We start from the raw sequence: 18,269 nt of genomic DNA on the forward strand, positions 1-18,269 counted from the left end.
TTGATCACCGCCGCCGGCGTGAGGTGAGACTGTCCGAGCGTCATCTTTTCGTCGGTCACGGTCTCGTCGTTGACCTTCAGTCCGCCGCCCTTGATCTGTCGCCTGGCTTCGCTGGTTGACGCGACAAGTCCGGCCTGGACGAACGCGGTCAAGACGCCCACGCCCTTGTCCAGTTCGCTGGATGCGATGGTGACTGTCGGCAAGCTTTCCGCGAGAGCGCCTTCCTCGAAGGTGCGCCGCGCGGTCTCCGCGGCCTGCTCGGCGGCGTCGCGGCCATGCATCAGGGCGGTTGCTTCCGTCGCGAGAGTCTTCTTGGCCTCGTTGATTTCCTGTCCCTGCAGCGCCGCGAGTCTCGCAATCTCGTTCAGCGGCAATGTCGTGAACAGCTTGAGGAAGCGTTCGACGTCGCCGTCCTCGGTGTTACGCCAGTATTGCCAATAGTCGTAAGGGCTGACGAGATCGGCATTGAGCCACACCGCGCCCGCGGCGGTCTTGCCCATCTTGGCGCCGGACGACGTCGTGATCAGCGGAGAGGTCAGCGCAAAGAGCTGCGCATTCATCAACCGCCGCCCGAGATCGATGCCGTTGATGATGTTGCCCCATTGATCGGAGCCGCCCATCTGCAAAACGCAGCCATAGCGCTTGTGCAGTTCCACGAAATCGTAGGCCTGCAGGATCATGTAATTGAATTCGAGGAAGGACAATTCCTGCTGACGCTCGAGTCGCAGCTTGACCGAGTCGAAGGACAGCATGCGATTGATCGAGAAGTGCCGTCCCACGTCGCGCAGAAAGTCGATGTAGTTGAGCGTGTTCAGCCAATCGGCATTGTTCGCCATGATGGCGTCGCCGGGACCCTCGCCGAAGGTGAGGAATTTCGAGAAGGTCGTCCGGATGCTGCGCAGGTTCTCGTTGATCACCTCTTCGGTGAGAATCCTGCGGCTTTCGTCCTTGCCGGACGGATCGCCGACGCGTGTCGTGCCGCCACCCATCAAGGCGATCGGCCGATGGCCGGTCTGCTGCATCCAGTACAGCATCATGGTCGGCAGCAGGTGGCCGACATGCAGGGAGGGGGCGGTGCAGTCATAGCCGATATAGGCCGTGATCTGCTTTGAGCTCGCCAGCGCATCCAGCGCCTCGGGCTCCGAGACCTGATGAATGAAACCGCGCTCCGACAGGACGCGCAAGAAATCTGACTTGAATTGGCTCATGGTAAGACCGTATTCGCCCGCGGCGCAGGTGGTGTATCAGGTTCGCCATGGGATTGAAACGGTGCGGCTCTTTGCTTCCACGAGATCGGACCGATTGAGCGATCGTCGTTTCGCCGACCTCTGATCCTGCTCACGCCGCTTTCTTTTCCGGTCCGGACTTGCGCGTTCCAGAATTGTCCGGTCCGGATTTGGCGCGCCTCAACAAACGCTGCATGAATCTGGGCTGTCCGGGCGGGCGCACCAGCAGGATGTCGCTGACCAGTTTTGCGCCGCCGCTATCCCGCCGTTCCAGAGTCAATTTGCGCGAGTGGAATTGTTCGAGCTCTGGCCGGTGGCCGACGCTCAGGATCGTGAGGCCCTCCATCTCCTCGGACAAGAGCTTCATCAGCGCGTCCTGGCTCTTCGGATCGAGCGCGGCCGTCGCCTCGTCGAGGACGATGATATCGGGACGGTGCAGCAGAACGCGCGCGACGGTCAGCCGCTGCTTCTCGCCTCCCGACAGGGTCTGATCCCAGGGCGCTTCCTCTTCGACCCGCTCCTTGAGGTGGCCGAGGCCGACGCGGTCCAGCGCATCCCGGATCGTATTGAGGTCCCAGTCCTCGGCCGCGCCGGGATAGGCGATAGCACGGCGCAATGTACCGGTCGGGACATAGGGCCGCTGAGGCAAAAGGAACAGCCGCGAGTCGCGTTGCACCGCGATCTCTCCGCCACCCCAGGGCCACAACCCTGAAATCGCGCGAACCAGCGTGCTCTTTCCCGAGCCGGAAGCGCCGGCGACGAGAACCCGCTCGCCTTTCTTGATCACGACGTCGGTGTCGTCGACCACGGCGGTGCCGTTATCGAGCGCCACCACCAGATCCTTCATGCGGATCGCCGCGTCATCGCTTTCCACGCGCTTGATCCGGTTGATGCCTTCGCCGGTCTCCGCCTTCTCGAGCGCGTCGACCGACACCATGAGAGAGGAGATGCGCCGCGCGCCCGCGGTCCATTCCGCAAGCCGCGGATAATTGTCGACAAGCCAGGCGAACGCCGCCTGCACGATGGTGAAGGCCGAGGCCGCCTGCATCACCTGGCCGAGCGACATCGACCCATCGAGGAATTTCGGCGCGCACAGGATGATCGGGAGCACTGGCGCGATGATGCCCGAACCATGAGAGACGACCGTCGTGCGCATGTGCTGCGCGCACAGCGCGCGCCACTTGCGCAGCACCTCGACAAAGGACCGGTTCAGGCCGGCGCGCTCTTCGGCTTCGCCGCCAAGCAGCGCGATGCTTTCGCCATTCTCCCGCACGCGGGTGAGGTTGTAGCGATAATCTGCTTCGGCCTGGTTCTTGGCCTCGGAGACAGCAACGAAGCTTCGGCCGACGATCGCCATCGCGCCGCTCGCGATGACGGCATAGAGAATGGCCGCGATGACCAGGAAGCCGGGGATGGTGATCGCCGAACCGCCGAGCGGAACGGTGAGGGCGCCTCCGATGGTCCACAGGACCGCGATGAAGGTCAGCGCCGAAAGCGTGGCCGTGGACACGCCGACTGCGAAATCGATCGGAGCGTCGGTCGAGACGCGCAGATCCTCGGTCAACCGGCCTTCCGGATTCTGATGATCGCCGCTCACGAGATTGAGCTGGTAATAGCGTCCGTTCTTCAGCCAGCGGTCGAGCACATGGTCGCTGAGCCAGGCGCGCCAGCGCCGCTGCATCGACATGCGTCCATAGACGCTGGCAACGCCGACACCGACGCTTGCAGCAGCAAGCGGGAAGAAAACCAGGGCCAGCGTCAGGACGGATGCGGAGTCCCGCTTTTCGAGCGCGTCGAAAATCTTGCGATTCCAGACATTGATGCCGTATTGCGCGAGCACTGCAAGGATCACGAGCAGCGCGACCCCGATCGTCAGCGGCCAGGCGAGGCGGTCGCCCTCACGCGGATTCCAGAAGCCTCTAGCCGAGGACCAGAACCGGCCCAGCAGCGCGCGACGGCGCAACTTTTCCTTTTCAGCCTCGGCATCGGTGTCGCTGTCGGGCGAGACCGGCGCTTCGGGCTCGGCAGCGGCGTCGTCCAGCGAGACGTCGGAGGCGTCGTCTTCGCGCCTGTCAGGGCGCGCGGTTTTTTCAGGGACGGTATGTTCCGGGGCGTCCTGGCCACGCCGATCGGACGCCGGACGATCCGGCAGACTGGACGTGGAGTTCCTTTCGGACATGGCGCATGGCCCCGAGCGAGATGCGGGGCACAACGCGGTGAGGAAAGTTCCGTTCCAGAATGTCGCAGAGCTTGCGGCGCACTCTGCAGATCGCGCGTCAGAGCTTTTGTGGTCTGCGTCAGAACTACGCCGCGCTCGGCTTGCGTCCGGTCGTACCGAGACGCTTGTCGAGATACTGGTTGACCGACTGCATCAGCGCATCGATCTTCTGATCGAAGAAGTGGTTGGCCCCGGTCACGACCTTCTGCTCGATCACGATGCCTTTCTGGGTCTTCAGCTTGTCCACCAGCGTCGTGACGTCGCGGTGCGGCACCACGGCATCCTTGTCGCCATGAATGATCAGGCCGGACGAGGGGCAGGGCGCGAGGAACGAGAAGTCGTACAGGTTGGCGGGCGGCGCGATCGAGATGAAGCCCTCGATCTCGGGGCGGCGCATCAGCAGCTGCATGCCGATCCAGGCGCCGAACGAAAAGCCGGCGATCCAGCAGGATCGGGCTTCCGGGTTGATCGTTTGCGCCCAATCAAGCGCGGCTGCGGCGTCCGACAATTCGCCGACGCCGTGATCGAACGATCCCTGGCTGCGGCCGACGCCGCGGAAGTTGAAGCGCACCACCGAAAAATTGCGGTGCACGAAGGCGTAATAAAGCTGATAGACGATCTGGTGATTCATCGTCCCGCCGAATTGCGGGTGCGGATGAAGGATCAATGCGAGCGGAGCATTCTTCTGCGCCGCCGGGTGATATCGGCCCTCAATGCGACCGGCCGGGCCGGTGAAAATGACTTCAGGCATGAAAGACCTCGGCTGGATACGGCAAGGTCTCAAAGACCAGGCCGCGCAGGTTTTGTTGGTGCGCTTGACGGATCGATCAGCCGCACGTAACCTTTTAGAATTATTCTAAACAGGAGCGGTTCCGGTGGATTGCCAGCCGGGATCGGGCCGTCGGAGGCGGCGGCGGTTTCTACCATAAGGCATGGGGCGAAATGCAAGCTTTCCGTGGCCCATGCTACGCTAAACCTCTGGCCAGCCTCTGCCCGTCGGTAATGCGGTGACATGACTGAGCGTGCCTATCTTGATTGGAATGCCAGCGCGCCGCTGCGCCCGGAGGCGCGCGCCGCCATGGTCGCGGCGCTGGACCAGATCGGCAATCCGATGTCGGTGCATGGCGAAGGTCGCACGGCCCGACAGCTCGTCGAGCGTGCGCGGGGCGAGGTGGCCGCGCTGGTTGGGGCCGAAGCGGACTCGGTCACGTTTACGTCCGGCGCCACCGAGGCCAACGCGCTGGCCCTCTCGCCGGCGTGGTCGCGTGCCGCCGGAGACCCACCCTTTGCACGGCTTCTCGTATCCGCCATCGAGCATCCTTCGGTCCTGAGCGGCGGAGGATTTTCCCCCGATCGCGTGAGTGTCATACCGGTTGACGGGCAGGGCGTCGTCGACCTTGAGGCGCTGCGGCGCCTGCTGGCCGGTGAGCCAGCCATGGTTTCCGTGATGCTGGCCAATAATGAGACCGGCGTTCTTCAACCGGTTTCGGAGGTCGCTGAATTGGTCCACGAGGCGGGCGGTCTTCTGCATATCGATGCGGTGCAGGCGCCGGGACGGATTTCTATTGATTTTAGTAATTTAGCAGTAGATCTTCTGACGCTGTCTTCACACAAGATCGGCGGCCCGAAGGGCGCGGGCGCGCTGCTGCGCCGGAGCGGCCTGCACCTCGCCGAACCGCCGATCCGCGGCGGCGGTCAGGAGCGTGGACTCCGTGCGGGCACCGAAAATGTCGCGGCGATCGCCGGATTTGGGGCCGCTGCGTCTGAGATACCCGGGACGCTCGCCGAGGAGAGCCGCCATACCGCGCAGCTGCGCGATGGCCTGGAAGCCGGGCTGCGTGCCATCACACCGGACGTCGTCGTCTTCGGTGACCGGGTACTGCGGTTGCCCAATACCACCGCGTTCACTCATCCGAGCTTAAAAGCCGAGACCGCCGTGATTGGCTTCGACCTCGCGGGCGTCGCCGTGTCGTCGGGCTCTGCCTGTTCCTCGGGCAAGGTTCAGGGCTCGCATGTGCTGGCGGCGATGGGCGTGGAACCGGCGCTGGCCCGGGGCGCCATCCGGGTGTCCACGGGGCCTGCGACCACGGAAGACCATATTGAGCGCTTTCTAAGTGCTTGGACAAAGCTGTCTGAATCACTACTTAAGGGGCGAAGATTTATCGCCGCTTGAGCGGCTGCGCGGAGGGAAACCGACGCAAGGCTGATCGACCATAACCGACAGATCCGCTGCGGTCCTTGAAACCGCAAGGGGAGACAAGAATGCCGGCCGTACAAGAGACCGTCGAACAGGTTCGCCGTATCGACGTTGATCAATACAAGTATGGATTCGAGACCCAGATCGAATCCGAAAAGGCCCCAAAGGGCCTCTCCGAGGACACCGTCCGATTCATCTCGGGTAAGAAGAACGAGCCGCAATGGATGCTCGACTGGCGGCTTGACGCCTATCGGCGCTGGCTGACCATGCGCGAGCCGACCTGGGCGCGCGTCTCCTATCCGAAGATCGACTTCCAGGACATCTACTATTACGCAGCGCCCAAGAAATTCGTCGCCCCCAAGTCTCTCGACGAGGTCGACCCGGAAATCCTGCGCACCTACGAGAAGCTCGGCATCCCGCTGCGGGAGCAGGAGATCCTGGCCGGCGTCGAGCGTCCCGAGGGCGAGCGGCGCGTCGCCGTCGACGCGGTGTTCGACAGCGTTTCGGTCGCCACGACCTTCAAGGCCGAACTCGCCAAGGCTGGCGTGATCTTCATGCCGATCTCGGAGGCGATCCGCGAGCATCCCGAGCTGGTGCAGAAGTATCTCGGCTCGGTGGTGCCGGTGACCGACAATTTCTATGCGACGCTGAATTCGGCGGTGTTTTCCGACGGCTCCTTCGTTTATGTGCCGCCGGGCGTGCGCTGCCCGATGGAGCTGTCCACCTACTTCCGCATCAATGAGAAGAATACCGGTCAGTTCGAGCGCACGCTGATCATCGCCGACAAGGGCTCCTATGTGAGCTATCTCGAAGGCTGCACCGCGCCGATGCGCGACGAGAACCAGCTGCATGCCGCAGTGGTCGAACTTGTCGCGCTCGATGACGCCGAGATCAAATATTCGACGGTGCAGAACTGGTATCCGGGCGACTCCGAAGGGCGCGGCGGCATCTACAATTTCGTCACCAAGCGCGGCGACTGCCGCGGCAAGAATTCCAAGATTTCGTGGACGCAGGTCGAGACTGGTTCTGCGATCACCTGGAAATATCCGAGCTGCATCCTGCGCGGCGACGGCTCGCGCGGCGAATTCTACTCGATCGCGATTTCGAACGGCATGCAGCAGGTCGATTCCGGCACCAAGATGATCCACCTCGGCAAGAACACCACGAGCAGGATCATCTCCAAGGGCATCTCCGCCGGTCGCTCGCAGAACACCTATCGCGGGCTCGTCTCGGCGCACCGCAAGGCGACCGGCGCACGCAACTTCACCAACTGCGACTCGCTCCTCGTCGGCGACAAATGCGGCGCGCATACCGTGCCGTATCTGGAAGCGAAGAATTCCTCGACGGTGTTCGAGCACGAGGCGACCACCTCGAAGATTTCCGAGGACATGCTGTTCTATTGCCGCCAGCGCGGATTGTCGGCCGAGGAAGCGACCGCGCTCGTGGTCAATGGCTTCGTGAAGGACGTGCTGCAGCAGCTGCCGATGGAGTTCGCCGTCGAGGCACAGAAGCTCATCTCGATCTCGCTCGAGGGGAGCGTGGGATGAGCGCTGCATTTCGAGATGCGGCCACGTCCTGTCTCGCGCAGAACAAGCCCGCGGGCGATCTTGTCGACTGCATCGCCGAGCATTTCCCCGATGTCGAGGTCTATCGCGAGAACGATGACCTCATCATCAAGGGCGGCGCCCGCTTCCTCGTGGTGCGCCGCGACGGGCCAGACGCGTTCCGGATCACCGAGAATGTCGCCGTTCCTTCGACCAATGCCGTCGATGCGGGTGGCGGACGCCAAACGACACTGAACGAGCTGATCGACGAAATCGTCACGCTCGACGACTGACTGGATAGACCGATGCCATTATTGGAAGTGAAGAACCTGCACGTCGAGATCGGCGGCAAGAAAATCCTGAACGGCCTCGACCTGACTGTCGATAAGGGTCAGGTCCACGCGATCATGGGCCCGAACGGTTCGGGCAAGTCGACGCTGTCCTATGTTCTGGCCGGCAAAGCGGACTATGAAATCACGGAAGGCGAAGTCCTGTTCAACGGCGAGAACATCGCTGACATGGAGCCGGACGAACGTGCGGCCAAGGGGCTGTTCCTCGCCTTCCAGTATCCGATCGAAATTCCCGGCGTCGCGACCATGACCTTCCTGCGCACCGCCGTGAATGCGCAGCGCAAGGCGCGTGGCGAAGGCGAGTTGTCGACGCCCGAATTCATGAAACAGGTGCGCGAGGCGGCTGGCGAACTCGGTATCAGCCAGGAGATGCTGCGGCGTGCGGTCAATGTCGGCTTTTCCGGCGGCGAGAAGAAGCGCAACGAGATCCTGCAGATGGCAATGTTGCAGCCCCGGCTTGCCGTGCTCGACGAAACCGATTCCGGGCTGGACATCGACGCGCTGAAGATCGTCTCCGATGGCGTCAATCGGCTGCGATCGCCGGAGCGCTCCTTCATCGTGATCACGCATTATCAGCGGCTGCTCGATTATATCGTGCCGGATGTCGTGCATGTGTTGTCGAAGGGCCGCATCGTGCGGAGCGGCGGCAAGGAACTTGCGCTGGAGCTCGAGGAGAAGGGCTACGCGCAATATGTCGGCGAGGCGGCGTAGGTTTTCCCTTTGTCATTCCGGACGTCGCAAAGCGACGATCCGGAATCCAGACAAAGGATCAAGAATGAGAGAATGGATTTCGAGTTCGCGCCTGTGGCGCGCCCCGGAATGACGAGTTGGGACATGGCCGAACTGAAACTGATCAAGACCGCTGCCGAAGAAGGCCTCGCAGAGGCCTTCGCGGGTGCGCGTGCGACGCTGCCGGGAGCGGCAGCGGTGAAGTCGCTGCGCGACAACGCCTTCCGCATCTTCGAGGTCAAAGGCCTGCCGCACCGGCGGATCGAGGAGTGGAAATATACTGATTTGCGCGCGCTGATGCGCGATGCCAAGCCGCTGGCCGCTCCTCCGGACGCGGCAACAAAAGTGAAAGCCAAGGCGGCGGGTGCTTTGCTCTCCGCTGTCGGCGCCCGCCGCGTCGTCATTGTGGACGGGGTGTTCGTCCCTGAATTGTCCGATCTGGCGGCACTCGAGAAGGGGCTTACGATCGTCTCGCTTGCCGAGGCATTGGCTATCGCCGACAAGGCGTTGATCGACCGGCTCAGCCGCAAGGCGCTATTCTCGGATGATCCGGCATTCGCGCTCAATACCGCGATGATGAGTGACGGGGTCGTCATCCGCGTCGCGGAGGGCGCGCAGATCGCGCGTCCGATCCATCTGGCATTCATCACCACATCGGTAAAGCCGGTTTCCGTATTCACCCGGTCTCTTGTCACCGTCGGAAAGGGCGCATCGCTTTCGGTTATCGAAAGCCACGAGAGCGCTGACGGTGTCGACAACCAGGCCAATCACGCGATTGATGTATCAGTCGCAGATGACGGGCGCCTCGATCATGTGAAGATCGCCTGCGAAGGCGATCGGGCTCTTCATGTCGCTTCGCTCCTGGCCGATATCGGGGCAACGGCGCACCTGAACACTTTCACCTTCACGTCGGCCGGGGCAGTGACGCGCAATCAGATCGCGATGCGGCTCGAGGGGGCGCAGACCCATGTCGGTATCCGCGGCGCGACCCTGCTCAAGGGGCGCCAGCACGCCGACAACACGCTTGTTGTCGATCATGCAGTCGGCCATTGCGAGAGCCGCGAATTGTTTAAGTCGGTGCTCGACGGCGAAAGCCGTTCTGTGTTCCAGGGCAAGATCATCGTCGAGCCGCACGCCCAGAAGACCGACGCCAAGATGGCGACGCATGCGCTGCTGCTGTCCGAGGATGCCGAGGCCGACGCCAAGCCCGAGCTGGAAATTTTCGCCGACGACGTAGTCTGTGGCCACGGTGCGACGGCCGGCGCGCTCGACGATGACCTTCTGTTCTACCTCCGGGCGCGCGGTATTCCGCTCAAAGAAGCCGAGGCGTTGATGGTGGAAGCCTTTGTCGGCGAGGCGGTGGAAGCGGTCGAGAATGAATCGGTGCGCGAGGCGCTGATGGAGCTGGCGCGCCGCTGGCTCAAGGCACGGGCGTGACCATGCACCCCGCCGTCTCCAACGGGTCTTACGACGTCGCCCGCATTCGCGAGGATTTTCCTGCGCTGGCGATGCAGGTCTATGGCAAGCCGCTGGTCTATCTGGACAACGCTGCGTCGGCGCAGAAGCCGAAGGCGGTGCTCGATCGCATCCAGCATGCCTATACGCACGAATACGCCAATGTGCATCGTGGCTTGCATTATCTCGCCAATGCCGCGACCGAAGGCTACGAAGGCGCCCGCGAAATCGTCGCAAAATTCCTCAATGCGCCCTCAAAGGATGAGGTGATCTTCACCCGCAACGCGACCGAGGCGATCAATCTCGTCGCCTATACGTTCGGCCGCGAGCGGCTGAAAGAGGGCGACGAGATCGTGCTCTCGATCATGGAGCACCATTCCAACATTGTGCCGTGGCATTTCCTCAGGGAGCGGCAGGGCGCCGTCATCAAATGGGCGCCGATCGACGAAGACGGCAATTTTCTGATCGACGAATTCGAGAAGCTGCTCGGCCCGCGCACCAGGATGGTCGCGATCACCCACATGTCGAACGCGCTCGGCACCTACGTTCCGGTGAAGGAGGTCGTGCGGATCGCACATGCGCGCGGCATTCCGGTGCTGGTCGATGGCAGCCAGGCGGCGGTGCATCTGCCGATCGATGTGCAGGACATCGGCTGCGATTTCTACGTCTTCACCGGACACAAGATCTACGGCCCCTCTGGCATCGGTGTGTTGTGGGGCAAGGCCGAGCATCTCGAAGCCATGCCGCCGTTCAACGGCGGCGGCGAGATGATCCGCGATGTGTTCGAGGACCGCATTACCTACGGCGATCCGCCGCACAAATTCGAGGCCGGCACCCCGCCAATTGTCCAGGCAATCGGGCTGGGCGCTGCGATCGAATATGTCAATTCGATCGGCAAGGAGCGCATCAAGGCGCATGAGGACGCCCTGATGCGCTACGCGCACGACCGGCTGCGCGAGATCAATTCACTGAGGATCATCGGCACCGCCAAGGAAAAGGGCGCGGTGGTGTCCTTCGAAATGAAGGGCGCCCACCCGCACGATGTCGCCACGATCATCGACCGCTCGGGCGTGGCCGTGAGGGCGGGAACTCATTGCGTGATGCCGCTTTTGAACCGGATCGGTGTCACGGCCACCTGCCGGGCATCGTTCGCCCTGTATAATACCAAGGATGAAGTCGACAGCCTTGCCCAGGCCCTGATCAAGGCGCAGGATTTCTTTGCATGACCGAAGACATCAAATCCGACGAGACCAAGACGGCGCCGGCTGCCGAGGCGACGGTTGCGGCGCAGGAGTCAGCGTTGCCGCAGGAAGAGATCGCGCGTCTCACCGACGACATCGTGCAGGCGCTGAAGACGGTCTACGATCCGGAAATTCCGGCCGACATCTACGAGCTTGGCCTGATCTACAAGGTCGACATCAAGGATGACCGGACCGTCGATGTCGACATGACGCTGACCACACCGAATTGCCCGGCCGCGGCGGAATTGCCGCAGATGGTGGAAAACGCGGTGTCGAGCGTGCAGGGCGTCGGCCCCGTCAAGGTCCAGGTTGTCTGGGATCCGCCATGGGATCCGAGCCGCATGTCCGACGAGGCGCGGCTGGTCCTGAATATGTGGTGATGAACACTCCGCCGAAGCTTGGCCGTGTTCTCGAGACGGCGCTTTATGTCGACGATCTCGAACGCGCGTCGCAATTCTACGAGGGTGTGCTGGGGCTGACCGCGCTGAGCCGGGACGGGCGGTTTTGCGCCTATGACGTCGCCGGCGTCAGCGTGCTGCTGCTGTTCAAGCGCGGCGCGACGCTGGAGACGGTGCAGATGCCGGGCGGCACCATCCCCCCGCATGACGGGCATGGGCCGATCCACATGGGCTTTGCCGTTGGCGCGGACGAACTCCCGAAATGGGAGGAGCGGCTGGGGGCTTATGGCGTCGTAGTCGAAGGCCGCACCGATTGGCCCCGCGGCGGCCGGAGCCTCTATTTCCGCGACCCCGACGGTCACCTTCTGGAACTGGTGACGCCCGGTGTCTGGGCGACCTATTGAGACAGCCTTCGGTGCTGGACCTAATCCAGTCTCGGAGGGCTTCACACGAGGAATTTCGTTGCTACGTTAGGAGCATACGAGTCCCGAACCGGACCTTGAACCCGGTGCCAGGAGAGTACGAGATGGCCACAGCCAGACCGAGGCCGCAGGTAATGCGCCTCACCGATGCCGCCGCCGAGCGGATCAAGGAATTGATGGCGAAATCCGAGCGCCCGATCGCGGGATTGCGCGTCGGTGTCCGCAACGGTGGATGTGCGGGTATGGCCTACACCATGGAATATGCCGAAGCGGCCAATCCCACCGACGAGATCGTCGAGGACAAGGGCGTGCGCATCCTGATCGACCCGAAGGCCGTGCTGTTCCTGCTCGGGACCGAGATGGACTACAAGGTGGACAAGCTCTCTGCCCAGTTCGTGTTCAACAATCCGAATCAAACCTCGGCCTGCGGGTGCGGGGAATCCGTGCAACTGACGCCAGCGCAAGGCGAGGGCGCTGAGGCCGCCGCGCACTAGTCCTGCGTAATTCAGCTTTCAGCGACCGGCGAGCGAATGGATCCTGCTTTCCTGCGCGATCTGTTTTCCGCCTTTCGGCCGGTGACGGTACGACGCATGTTCGGCGGCGCCGGACTTTATGCCGACGGCGTCATGTTCGGGCTGCTATCGTCGGGCGGTACGCTGTATCTGAAGGTCGATGCTCAGAACGAAGCCGATTTCATCCGCGAGGGGATGCCGTCTTTCGCTCCGGTGATGAAGAACAGCGGCCGGCACGCCGTGATGCCGTACCGAGAGATGCCGGATGGACTCTACGACGATCCGGACGAGCTAGCCCGCTGGGCCGAACGTGCCCTTCAGGCTGCGCAACGAAGCGCTGTGATGAAGAAAAAAGCCGCGCCGCGCAGACGGGGCGCGGCTCGCGGCGGGTCCTGAACGATCAGGCGACCGCGGCGGCAGGCTCGTGCGAGGCCTTCGCTTCCGGATCGGTTTCGCACACCACGCGGTTGCGCCCGGCGCGCTTGGCCGCATAAAGACACGCATCTGCGCGGCCGATCAGCGTCTGAACGGTGTCGCCGGCCTGCAGCGTCGCGACGCCGATCGAAATGGTGACGCGGCCGAGATGCTCGCCGGTCGAGCGCTTCATCAATTCCTTGCTCATCACCGCCCGCCGAATGTGATCGGCGACCGTGACCGCCGATCGCAGGACGGTGTTCGGCAGCACGACGGCGAATTCCTCGCCGCCATAGCGGGCCGCGATGTCCTTGCCCTTGACGTTCTGCTTCACCGAAAGCGCGACCAGCCGCAGAACCTGATCGCCGGTGAGGTGGCCATACGTGTCGTTGAAGGTCTTGAAATGATCGATGTCGGTCATCAGGAGCGACATCGCCTCGTTATCAGCCTTGGCCTCGGCGATGACCTTGACCAGCGCCTCGTCGAAATACTTGCGATTGGCGAGCGACGTCAGCGGGTCGGTCTGGCTCTCGTGGCGCATCAGCTCGAGGTTTTCCTGGAGCTCGTTGATCTCTTTCCTGGATGCGACCAACCGCGCCTCCAGCTTCAGATTGAGATTTTCCATCTCCTTGGTGGTCTGCACCAGGCTTTCGACGATGCCACGCAGGCCGTCTCGATCTGCGGCCGGAATGTGGTTCGCGACGCCGGCGAGACTTTCGGAGCAGTTGTTGGTGGTCCCGACCGCGGCATCGACCATGGCCATGACCTGTTCGATCTCGTCGAGGACGCGATCGCCGACCTTGTCGATGCGTTCGCTGAAGCGCAGCGGCGACAGATGGGTGGCGTAGATCTTTTCGAGCTCGGCCTCGGTCAGATTGCCGTTGAGCGACAGAAGCTGATTCACCGCTTCATTGAGCGAGGGGTAATAGCCGGTCGCGTAGGAATACCAGACTTCGAAATTGCGCGGATTTGCCGGCTGCCGAAGCGCTTTGATCTGTGCGAGAGCGATTTCAGCGAACGCCATTGTCCGCTTATGTTCGTCACCGCTGTTGGACATCCTCGGACCCCCGGAAGGCATGCGAATCGGCACTCAACGCGCCGGTCCCCCCCGGCGGCGCCGCCTCCGATCCCTTGGGAACTTATTTCACAGCCGTGAATCACGGGTAAACAGGTACGAACGCGTGCCCCTACGCGCGTCCGACTTGCGGTGTGCACCTAGACTTTGACCCGGACCGGCCGCAGGAGAAATGCCGGCAGGTGAGAATGGTCCGCTTCGACTTCAGCCGCAGGCTGCTGCGGCTTGCGCCGGGCCTGGTCGAGGCGCGTCACCGGCGCCGGAGCAGGTGGCACGGAGCTGCGACCGCCGCCACGACCGCGCCCGCCACGCTGCCGCTCGCGGGGGCGAGTGTCACGCGCGGGTTCTGCTTCGTCTTCGACGGGAGCGGAGAGGCCGACCGGCTCCGCAAACGGAATCTGTTGACCGATCAGCTTTTCGATCGCCGCGACCGCCTTGTGATCGGCGGAAGTCACGATCGTATAGGCGGTGCCGCTCTTGCCGGCGCGGCCGGTGCGCCCAATCCGGTGGACATAGTCATCGGCGTGGAAGGGGACGTCGAAATTCAGCACATGGCTGACGTCCGGAATGTCGAGGCCGCGCGCGGCGACATCCGATGCGATGAGCAGGTCGGCTTCACCCTTGCGGAATTTGTCGAGCGCCGCCATCCGCGCCGGCTGATCCATGTCGCCATGGAGCGCGACCGCGTTGAAGCCGTGCTTGACCAGAGACCGGTGGAGCAGCGCAACCTCGCGCTTGCGGTTGCAGAAGATGATCGCGTTCTTGAAATTCTCGGTGGTATTGCGGATCACCCGGCGCAGCGTCTCGCGCTTCTCGTGGGGCTCGCGACCGGATTTGACCAGTTGCTGGGTGATCGTCGAGGCAGCCGTGGCCGGCTTTGCAACCTCCACCTTGACCGGGCTCGACAGGAATTGCTCGGTGATGCGCCGGATTTCCGGCGGCATGGTTGCGGTGAAAAACAGCGTCTGCCGGGTGAACGGCACGAGTTTGCAAATGCGTTCGATGTCGGGAATGAAGCCCATGTCGAGCATGCGATCGGCTTCGTCGATCACCAGCAATTCCACGCCGGTGAGGAGGAGGCGGCCGCGTTCGAAATGATCCAGGAGGCGGCCGGGTGTCGCGATCAGAACATCGACGCCGCGCGTCAGCTTCGCATCCTGGTCGTCGAAAGAGACGCCCCCGATCAGGAGGGCGACGTTCAGTTTCTGGCCGACACCGTATTTCTCGAAATTCTCCTGCACCTGGGCGGCGAGTTCGCGCGTCGGCTCAAGGATCAGCGTGCGCGGCATGCGTGCGCGCGCACGGCCGGTCTCCAGCATGGTGATCATCGGCAGCGTGAAGGCCGCCGTCTTGCCGGTGCCGGTCTGGGCAATGCCGAGGACGTCGCGTCGTGCGAGCACGTGCGGGATTGCTTCGGACTGGATGGGCGTTGGATTTTCGTAGCCAGCCGCCTTGACGGCGGCCAAAACCTTGTCGGACAAGCCGAGTTGGGAAAAGGACATAAGACCTCTGGCGGTGCCGCCGAGCTTCGGGCTCGCGCCGAATGACCTGAGGACTTATTGCGCGAGGGAGGGGCGGCCGAATCTCTACTGTCGGACCGTTGGTGCGGAAAATAGGGGCGCCCCGGCGAAAGTCAATGCTTGGACGGCGCTAAAGTTAAATAAAGACAAGCGTTTTTGGCTCTCACACAATGACGGATCGATGACATGGATAACGCTGGTGGCCTTCCGATCGTGCTGATTCCGGGGCTGGGATGCACGGCCCGCCTCTATACGGAGCAGGTGCCGGCCTTGTGGACCCAGGGTCCGGTCACCATTGCCGATCATCGCAGGGCCGACAACATGGACGCGATCGCCCGGCAGATCCTGGACGTGGCGCCGCCGCGGTTCGCGCTCGCCGGGCTGTCGATGGGCGGATACATCGCGCTCGCGATCATGCGGATCGCGCCAGAACGGGTGATGCGGCTTGCGCTCCTCGACACCGGATCGCGCGCCGACACGCCGGAGGCCGCCGAGCGGCGCAAGGGATCGATCGCGCTCGCCAAGGCCGGAAAACTCGACGAAATCAATGCCATGCTGTGGCCGGTTCTGGTGCACAAGAACCGTCAGGGCGACGCGGCGCTGCGCAAGATCGTCGGCGACATGGCGCTTTCGGCGGGCGCGGACGCCTTGGTGCGGCAGCAGACCGCGATCATGACGCGGCCGGATTCCCGCCCAGGCCTGCCGGCGATCAAATGCCCCACGCTGGTTCTCGTAGGTGACGGCGATCAGCTCACGCCGCCGGCGCTCGCCGAAGAAATGGCCGGGCTCATCCCCGGCAGCACCCTCGTGGTGGTGCCGGATTGCGGTCATCTGTCGACCCTCGAGCGGCCCGAGGCGGTGACGAAGGCCCTGCTGGATTGGCTGAAGCCATAGCGGCTTCAGCGTCACGCATCATCCAAGGCGCTTGTTATCGCGCCTTGGCCCGCGCGCGCTGAATGCCGAGCGCGATGATGCGCCGAAGCATCTCCGAATATTTCATCCCGTCATAGGCGGCCGCCTCCGCGAAGACCTCATAGCGGGCAATTTCCGGATTCGGGTTGGCCTCGAGGAAATAAGGTGTCCCGTCGGGCGCAAGCCGGAAGTCGATGCGCGCATAGCCGTCCAGTTCAAGCGTACGACAGATGCGCCGGGTCAGATTCTGGATGCGCTTGTAGATTTCGGGCGGCAGGTTCTCCGCGGGACCCTGCAGGATTCCCCGCTCTTCCTGATACTTGACGTCGAACTTCACCTTCGCCGTTGCGATCTTGCTGGCGGCATCGCCGAAATACAATTCCCAGATCGGCAAGACGCGCATGCGCTCGTTGCCGAGCACGCCGACATAGAGCTCGCGCCCATCGATATATTGCTCGGCGATCGCCGCAGTGCCGATCTTCTCGTGCACGAAGGCGACGCGCTCGGCGAGTTTCTCGTCGGTATCGACGATCGATTTTTGAGCGATGCCGAGCGAGGCATCTTCGGAGAGGCTTTTCACAATCAGCGGAAACTTCAAGCGCGGCGGCCGCCGGATCTTCTTGTGCATCGGAAAAACGGCAAAGGCCGGCACCGGAATGCGGTGGTAGTGCAGGAGCTTCTTCGACAGGTCCTTGCCGCGCGACAGCATCAGGCCGCGCGGATTGCAGCCGGTAAAAGGAATGCGGATCAGTTCGAGATAGCTTGCGACATTCTGATCGTAGGCGGGCTCGCCGTGAAATTCCTCCAGAAGGTTGAACACGATATCGGGATTGAACGAATCAATCTCGTTGCGGATCGGTCGCAATTCGTGCTGCACACCGAGGACGCGCACCTCATGGCGCGCCTTTCGCAAGGTATTGACGATGTCGTAACCGGTCTTGAAGGCCAGAATTTCCTGCTCGGTGTAACCTTTGATCGAGTCAGGTGGCACTTGTTCCGGATGCAACAGCACCAGAACGCGGGTTCTTTTCATAGAGCGAACCATTGTCGGCGGGACGGACTGTAGAGCGAATGTACCGTCTTCGCCGTTAACAATACGGTGAAATCCGTAAGCAATTGCCGCTCCGAGCCGGGAGCACGCAGCTTCAATTCCTGGCAACGATCAATCATATCATCGAGCAATGAGTCGAGAGTAAGCTGATATTCGCCAGTCCAGCGTGCGACGGTTTGGCGAAAATAAGAACGATTCCGCCGAATGAAAGAGGCTGCTGTCGGTGCGCTGCGATGTCTTGTGTCGGAAGAGAAAATCCTGTGCAACTCGCGGTCGTAGGTGCGCGGTGTGTTCACCGCATAGAGCGCCTGTTTCCTGCGATAATGTTCTCCAAGCGTCGTGTCGATCTGGCTGAGCGGATACACCGCGGGACCGCGCGGCAATTGCGAACGCTGTCCGGCGATTTCGTTCATAATCTCGTCGACATATTCGAGCTTGCGCAAAGCGGGCCAGCCGGCATAGCGCTTTTTCCAGTCGGATCGTGGCTTGAGCCACACCGCGAAGGTTTCGGCAAAGTCTTCGTCGGGATGACTTTGCGCGTACCATAAGCGCAGATGCTGCACGTAATTTTTGCTGGCGGGATTGGGCCGGTAAAACCGTGGATAGTGGGTCGACGAGCGTCCGAATAGTTGCTGCCAGCGGCGGCGGCGTTGCAGCCGAAACGCATTCTGCACGACATGGCCGGTCTCATGGCGCAGGATGCGCATGCATTCGCGACGCGTGCCGCCTTCCACGTCGATGATCATCTTGCGTTCAAGCCGCATCAGACGCGGATGCGCGAGATAGAAGGGGATCGCGATGCCAGGCGTCGTATCGGGGCTGAACCATTCCTCCGACAGCCAGGCATGAGGCCGGATGCGCAGATTGCGCTCCTCGAGTTCGGCTTGCAGATCCTCGAGGCAGCTTTCCAGCCAGGTGCCTTCGATCGTGAGCTTGAGATTGCGCAGCCGAACCTTCAGCAGCTTGTCATCCGGCAACGTGGCCCATGGATGTTTGCGGCGCATC

At 62.5% G+C, this 18,269-nt stretch carries 18 protein-coding genes; 11 read left to right on the forward strand and 7 right to left on the reverse strand.

Annotated elements, in window-relative coordinates; translation table 11 throughout:
• The 3 genes from tyrS to VN004_RS03285 all read right to left on the reverse strand — a co-directional run.
• Window positions 1-1,208, reverse strand: a 1,208-nt coding sequence (gene tyrS / locus VN004_RS03275) for a tyrosine--tRNA ligase (protein WP_325606983.1), incomplete at its 3' end; no start/stop codon positions are given.
• A 130-nt stretch (window positions 1,209-1,338) separates the two neighbouring features.
• Window positions 1,339-3,405 (reverse strand): ABC transporter ATP-binding protein/permease, encoded by a 2,067-nt coding sequence (locus VN004_RS03280; protein ID WP_325606985.1) that lies wholly within the window; start codon window positions 3,403-3,405, stop codon window positions 1,339-1,341.
• 124 nt (window positions 3,406-3,529) lie between these two features.
• Complete coding sequence (locus VN004_RS03285; protein WP_325606987.1) at window positions 3,530-4,195, reverse strand: alpha/beta hydrolase; 666 nt, start codon at window positions 4,193-4,195, stop codon at window positions 3,530-3,532.
• 261 nt (window positions 4,196-4,456) lie between these two features.
• Between VN004_RS03285 and VN004_RS03290 the strand changes: the two genes are divergently transcribed.
• The 10 genes from VN004_RS03290 (at window position 4,457) to VN004_RS03335 (ending at window position 12,688) form a co-directional block, all read left to right on the forward strand.
• Window positions 4,457-5,617 carry a cysteine desulfurase family protein gene (locus tag VN004_RS03290; RefSeq protein WP_325606989.1) on the forward strand — a complete coding sequence of 387 codons (1,161 nt, stop codon included), beginning with the start codon at window positions 4,457-4,459 and terminating at the stop codon, window positions 5,615-5,617.
• A gap of 89 nt (window positions 5,618-5,706) precedes the next feature.
• Window positions 5,707-7,188, forward strand: a complete 1,482-nt coding sequence (gene sufB, locus VN004_RS03295; RefSeq protein WP_325606991.1) for a Fe-S cluster assembly protein SufB — start codon at window positions 5,707-5,709, stop codon at window positions 7,186-7,188.
• Entirely contained in the window at window positions 7,185-7,478 is a 294-nt protein-coding gene (locus tag VN004_RS03300; RefSeq protein WP_325606992.1) for a hypothetical protein, read from the forward strand. The genes sufB and VN004_RS03300 overlap by 4 nt, the downstream gene beginning before the upstream one ends.
• Before the next feature lie 12 nt (window positions 7,479-7,490).
• Window positions 7,491-8,246, forward strand: a complete 756-nt coding sequence (gene sufC, locus VN004_RS03305) for a Fe-S cluster assembly ATPase SufC (RefSeq protein ID WP_325606995.1) — start codon at window positions 7,491-7,493, stop codon at window positions 8,244-8,246.
• Window positions 8,247-8,369: 123 nt separating this feature from the next.
• Entirely contained in the window at window positions 8,370-9,701 is a 1,332-nt protein-coding gene (sufD, locus tag VN004_RS03310; protein WP_325606997.1) for a Fe-S cluster assembly protein SufD, read from the forward strand.
• The gene (locus tag VN004_RS03315) at window positions 9,698-10,945 is read left to right on the forward strand and encodes a cysteine desulfurase (protein ID WP_325606999.1); all 1,248 of its coding nucleotides are present in this window, start codon (window positions 9,698-9,700) and stop codon (window positions 10,943-10,945) included. The genes sufD and VN004_RS03315 overlap by 4 nt, the downstream gene beginning before the upstream one ends.
• Window positions 10,942-11,340: an SUF system Fe-S cluster assembly protein gene (locus tag VN004_RS03320; RefSeq protein WP_325607001.1), complete on the forward strand. Its 399-nt coding sequence runs from the start codon at window positions 10,942-10,944 to the stop codon at window positions 11,338-11,340. Before VN004_RS03315 ends, VN004_RS03320 begins: the two co-directional genes overlap by 4 nt.
• Entirely contained in the window at window positions 11,340-11,762 is a 423-nt protein-coding gene (locus VN004_RS03325; protein WP_325607003.1) for a VOC family protein, read from the forward strand. The genes VN004_RS03320 and VN004_RS03325 overlap by 1 nt, the downstream gene beginning before the upstream one ends.
• A gap of 122 nt (window positions 11,763-11,884) precedes the next feature.
• The gene (locus VN004_RS03330; protein ID WP_325607005.1) at window positions 11,885-12,274 is read left to right on the forward strand and encodes an iron-sulfur cluster assembly accessory protein; all 390 of its coding nucleotides are present in this window, start codon (window positions 11,885-11,887) and stop codon (window positions 12,272-12,274) included.
• 36 nt (window positions 12,275-12,310) lie between these two features.
• Window positions 12,311-12,688, forward strand: a complete 378-nt coding sequence (locus tag VN004_RS03335) for a TfoX/Sxy family protein (protein WP_325607007.1) — start codon at window positions 12,311-12,313, stop codon at window positions 12,686-12,688.
• Between the two features lie 4 nt (window positions 12,689-12,692).
• Here the strand turns inward: VN004_RS03335 and VN004_RS03340 are convergent, their stop codons facing one another.
• Both VN004_RS03340 and VN004_RS03345 read right to left on the reverse strand, forming a co-directional pair.
• A complete protein-coding gene (locus VN004_RS03340) occupies window positions 12,693-13,730 on the reverse strand; it encodes a GGDEF domain-containing protein (RefSeq protein ID WP_414710224.1) in 1,038 nt (345 codons plus the stop codon).
• Between the two features lie 191 nt (window positions 13,731-13,921).
• Window positions 13,922-15,283 (reverse strand): DEAD/DEAH box helicase, encoded by a 1,362-nt coding sequence (locus VN004_RS03345; RefSeq protein ID WP_325607011.1) that lies wholly within the window; start codon window positions 15,281-15,283, stop codon window positions 13,922-13,924.
• 204 nt (window positions 15,284-15,487) lie between these two features.
• Here VN004_RS03345 and VN004_RS03350 point away from each other — a divergent pair, with 204 nt between their 5' ends.
• Entirely contained in the window at window positions 15,488-16,195 is a 708-nt protein-coding gene (locus VN004_RS03350) for an alpha/beta fold hydrolase (RefSeq protein ID WP_325607013.1), read from the forward strand.
• 34 nt (window positions 16,196-16,229) lie between these two features.
• Here the strand turns inward: VN004_RS03350 and VN004_RS03355 are convergent, their stop codons facing one another.
• Window positions 16,230-17,246, reverse strand: a complete 1,017-nt coding sequence (locus VN004_RS03355) for a D-alanine--D-alanine ligase family protein (RefSeq protein ID WP_325607014.1) — start codon at window positions 17,244-17,246, stop codon at window positions 16,230-16,232.
• Window positions 17,243-18,268, reverse strand: a complete 1,026-nt coding sequence (locus tag VN004_RS03360; RefSeq protein WP_325607016.1) for a putative zinc-binding metallopeptidase — start codon at window positions 18,266-18,268, stop codon at window positions 17,243-17,245. The genes VN004_RS03355 and VN004_RS03360 overlap by 4 nt, the downstream gene beginning before the upstream one ends.
• Window position 18,269 lies beyond the last annotated feature (1 nt).

Source organism: Pseudorhodoplanes sp. (genome assembly GCF_035565855.1).
Classification (GTDB): Bacteria; Pseudomonadota; Alphaproteobacteria; order Rhizobiales; family Xanthobacteraceae; genus Pseudorhodoplanes.